The 3,831-nt window shown below is 56.6% G+C and carries 6 protein-coding genes; 3 read left to right on the top strand and 3 right to left on the bottom strand.

The window, feature by feature from the left end; all coding sequences use genetic code 11:
* A partial coding sequence (locus V3W31_04490; protein MEE9614198.1) for a hypothetical protein occupies positions 1–555 on the bottom strand: 555 nt, incomplete at its 3' end.
* 298 nt (positions 556–853) lie between these two features.
* On the opposite strand from V3W31_04490, the gene V3W31_04485 reads away from it, so the two are divergent.
* Positions 854–1,054, top strand: a complete 201-nt coding sequence (locus V3W31_04485) for a cold-shock protein (protein MEE9614197.1) — start codon at positions 854–856, stop codon at positions 1,052–1,054.
* Positions 1,055–1,083: 29 nt separating this feature from the next.
* Here V3W31_04485 and V3W31_04480 read toward each other — a convergent pair whose 3' ends face one another.
* Complete coding sequence (locus V3W31_04480; protein MEE9614196.1) at positions 1,084–1,215, bottom strand: hypothetical protein; 132 nt, start codon at positions 1,213–1,215, stop codon at positions 1,084–1,086.
* Between the two features lie 173 nt (positions 1,216–1,388).
* On the opposite strand from V3W31_04480, the gene V3W31_04475 reads away from it, so the two are divergent.
* Positions 1,389–1,589 (top strand): cold-shock protein, encoded by a 201-nt coding sequence (locus V3W31_04475; protein ID MEE9614195.1) that lies wholly within the window; start codon positions 1,389–1,391, stop codon positions 1,587–1,589.
* Between the two features lie 75 nt (positions 1,590–1,664).
* A complete protein-coding gene (locus tag V3W31_04470) occupies positions 1,665–3,020 on the top strand; it encodes an HD domain-containing protein (protein ID MEE9614194.1) in 1,356 nt (451 codons plus the stop codon).
* Between the two features lie 36 nt (positions 3,021–3,056).
* Here V3W31_04470 and msrB read toward each other — a convergent pair.
* The coding region (gene msrB / locus V3W31_04465) for a peptide-methionine (R)-S-oxide reductase MsrB (GenBank protein ID MEE9614193.1) at positions 3,057–3,831 on the bottom strand (775 nt) is incomplete at its 5' end.

Below are 3,831 nucleotides of genomic sequence, written 5' to 3'. Positions count from 1 at the left end.
GGCCAGGTAGAGGCAGAAGGCCGCGAAGGGGAATAGCACCAGGGTCTTGAACGTGGACGCGACCACGAGCGAGAGGCCGGAAAGGAAGAGATAACCGTTATTCTCGCCTCGGGACCTGGCGAAGGACCAGAGCGCCACCATGGTAAAGCTGTTTATGAAGAGCTCCGTGTTGGGGAGGTTGCCGTGGAGCATTATGGAGTTCGAGGCCAGCGCCCAGAAGGAACAACCGGCAAGTGCGGTCAGGGGTCCGGCTATCTCCTTTAAAAACAGGAAGAGGAAGAGAAGGGAGACGAGCGTGAAGGTTATGCCGAGATAGACAACCGTCTCGGGCTCATAGCCCCATAGGGTTTCCGCAAGCATGTACGTTCCGTATATCCCCGGGGGTTTGTGGTCCCACACGTCCGTGTAGAGGTTGTCCCCGGCGAGTAGGCGGTGGGCGGTGTAGGAATAGGTGGTGAGGTCCCTCTCGAACGGCTCGTCAACGGAGTGGAGCCTCAGGAGGACCGTTATGACGGCAATGGCAAGGAATATCGCTGCGCAGCTACTTTTCCACATAAGCCTTTAAAGGGGTGCCGGCGAGTATGTTACCATAAGAGATGTTCGATTGCCACGGTATCCAGTACCCCGAACGGCAGCCTTGAAGTTGAAATACCGCTTCGGCCTTGCCTTTCGACAGGCTCAGGACAGGCCCTTAGGCGTCCGAGATAACTATTGACAGCCCGCGGTTTTTCATGTAATAGTAAAAACGATAAGTTGATGGTAGGATTTGTGATTTGTACGGCAGGGCCTGTAGGACCTTAAGTTGCACAAAGCCTCGATGACTTATTAAATCTTGGAAAGGAGGTTTTGTGCGATGCTGACAGGCAAAGTAAAATGGTTCAACGAGTCGAAAGGTTTTGGCTTTATTGAGCAGGAGTCGGGTGAAGACGTCTTTGTCCACTTCTCGGCCATACAGAGCGAAGGTTTCAAGACCCTCGCGGAAGGCCAGAGCGTTGAGTTTGAAGTTACTCAGGACGCGAAGGGTACAAAGGCTATAAACGTTATCCCAAAGTGACGTCTATATCTAATCGAAAAGGCCCCCACCTATAGGTGGGGGCCTTTTTTTCGTCCGGCGCCGACGAAGGTCTGTCCTGAGCCGTTCGACTGGCTCACGACAGGCCAGTCCTGAGCAAAGTCGAAGGGCCTGCCGAAGGGCAACCCCGGGGCGATTTCCATGCCCCCCCCCTCCTCCCGTGGCGCTTAAAGTAACTGTTGACAAACACAGGCTTTTTATGTAATGCTGGATACTGATAAGTTTGCGACAGGATTTGTACAGCAGGGCCGTAAGACACCTTGGATTGCGCAAAGCCTCGATGACTTATTAAAATCAAGAAAGGAGGTTTTGTGCTATGTTGACAGGCAAGGTGAAATGGTTCAACGATTCCAAGGGTTTTGGCTTCATTGAGCAGGAGTCCGGCGAAGACGTTTTCGTTCACTTCTCGTCCATCCAGTCCGAGGGTTTTAAGACACTCGCGGAAGGACAGAGTGTAGAGTTCGAGATCACTGAGGACGCCAAGGGCCAGAAGGCCACAAACGTTATACCCAGGTAAAACGTTTAGACGTAAGTAAAAAAGGCCCCCACCGTCAGGTGGGGGCCTTTTTTTTGGTACTTGAGAGACGGTTCTATGCTTGAAGGCGCCAGGAGTATAATAGACATGCTCCACGAGAAGGGCTTTGAGTCCTTTCTGGTCGGCGGGTGCGTGCGCGACCTTCTGATGAAGAGGGTGCAGAGCGACGTGGATATCGCAACCGGCGCGAGGCCCGAGGAGGTGATGGAGATATTCTCCGGAGAGGAGTTCTTCTCCGTACCGACCGGCCTGGCTCACGGCACCGTAACGGTGGTCCTCGGCGGGATCAACTTCGAGGTCACCACCTTCAGGAGGGAGCTCTCCACCGACGGACGGCGCGCCACGGTCGAGTTCGGCACCTCCATGGAGGAAGATCTCGCCCGGCGCGATTTTACGATAAACGCCATAGCCTTCTGCCCGAGGACCGGCCGTTACATAGACCCCTTCGGCGGCAGGGAGGATATAGGGAAGAAGCTCATAAGGGCCGTCGGGGTCCCGCTCGAGCGTTTCAGGGAGGATTACCTGAGGATCTTTCGGGCCCACAGGTTCGAGGCGGCCCTTGAGTTCGCGATAGACGGGCCGACCCGCGAGGCGATTAAGAGCGCGGCCTCGGAGGAGTGGGAGAGGGTGGTCTCGCCCGAGAGGATAAGGGAAGAGATAACCCGGTGCTTCAAGCAGGCCGAGGCCCCTTCCATAATGTTGGAAGGCATGAGGGAGAGCGGTATGCTAGAAAGGCTTTTCCCTGAGCTTATGCGTTGCCCGGGCTTCGAGCAGAACCGGCACCACGAGTACGACCTCTATTGCCATACGCTCCTTACCGTGGACGCCACGCCGCGCACGAGGCCGCTCGTGCGCTGGGCCGCGCTCTTCCACGACCTCGGCAAGGTGGACGCCTGCGAGAACTACGGCCCCGGCGCCACCTTCTACGGCCATGAGAGGATATCCGAAGAGCTGGCCCGCGGGATTATGAGCAGGCTCAGGTTCGGCAACTCCGATAAGGCCCGCGTACTTAATCTTGTCAGGCACCACCTCTTCCACTACACCGACGATATGAAGGGCCCGGCATTGAGGAGGCTCGTCGCCTCGGTAGGCGAGGAGAACGTGGAGGAGCTATGTATACTAAAGCACGCTGATAGGATCGCCAAGAGTTCCGGGCCCGCCCCCGACTACGAAGAGGGCGCCGGGGCTATCTTGAAGAGGCTCGAGAGGATGGCCGCCGAGGAAAAACTTTTCAAGATAAAAGACCTCGCCATAAGCGGAAAGGACGTGATGGAGATAAAGGGAATGGGTCCTTCCCGTGAGGTTGGGGAGATATTGAAGGCGCTCTATGAGACGGTCCTCGAAGACCCGGCGAAGAACACGAAAGAGAAGCTGAAGAAGATGGTGGAGGAGATGGTCCGTGACGGCGCGTGACGCGGTCCGTGACGGACAGCGATTACCCCGCCCTGACTACCTGCCGAAGACCTTTCCGTACTCCCCGTAGCCTTTCTCTTGAAGCATCTCTTTCGGTATGAACCTCAAAGCGGCCGAGTTTATGCAGTAGCGGAGCCCGGTCGGCGCGGGGCCGTCGGGAAAGAGGTGCCCGAGGTGCGAGTCACCCTGCCTGCTCCGGAGCTCTGTCCGGGCCGTAAAGAGGCGGCGGTCCTCCCGCTCGACGATGTTCTCGGGCTCGATCGGCCGGGTGAAGCTCGGCCAGCCGGTGCCCGAGGTGAACTTGTCGAGCGAGCTGAAGAGCGGCTCGCCCGAGACAATGTCCACGTAGATGCCAGCCTTTTTGTTGTCCCAGTACTCGTTCGAGAACGCTCTTTCCGTACCCTCTTTTTGAGTTACGCTGTACTGCAGCGGCGTGAGTGTTTTTCTGAGCGTTTCATCGGCCGGTTTTTTGTACTTTTCACCCATCGGTCCCTCCTCTCCTTCGTCTTTCCATACCTCTTCAAGAAAGGCGTCCCGGCCCGAGCCGTAGCGGTATATCTTGTATCTAACCGGGTTCTTCTTATAGTAGTCCCGGTGGTACTCTTCGGCCGGATAGAAGGTCGACGCCTTCAAGAGGGAGGTGACGATGGGTTCGTTGAAGCGTCCGGACTTTTGGAGTTTTTTTATCGATTCCTCGGCCATACGTTTTTGTTCGTCGTTATGGTAGAAGACGGCGGAACCGTACTGCTCGCCCCTGTCGACGAACTGCCCGTGGGCGTCGGTCGGGTCTATCTGCCGCCAGAAGACCTCG

Source organism: Thermodesulfobacteriota bacterium, assembly GCA_036482575.1.
In the GTDB taxonomy this organism is placed as follows: Bacteria; Desulfobacterota; GWC2-55-46; order GWC2-55-46; family JAUVFY01; genus JAZGJJ01.
This window is presented reverse-complemented; position numbering and strand designations above follow the sequence as displayed.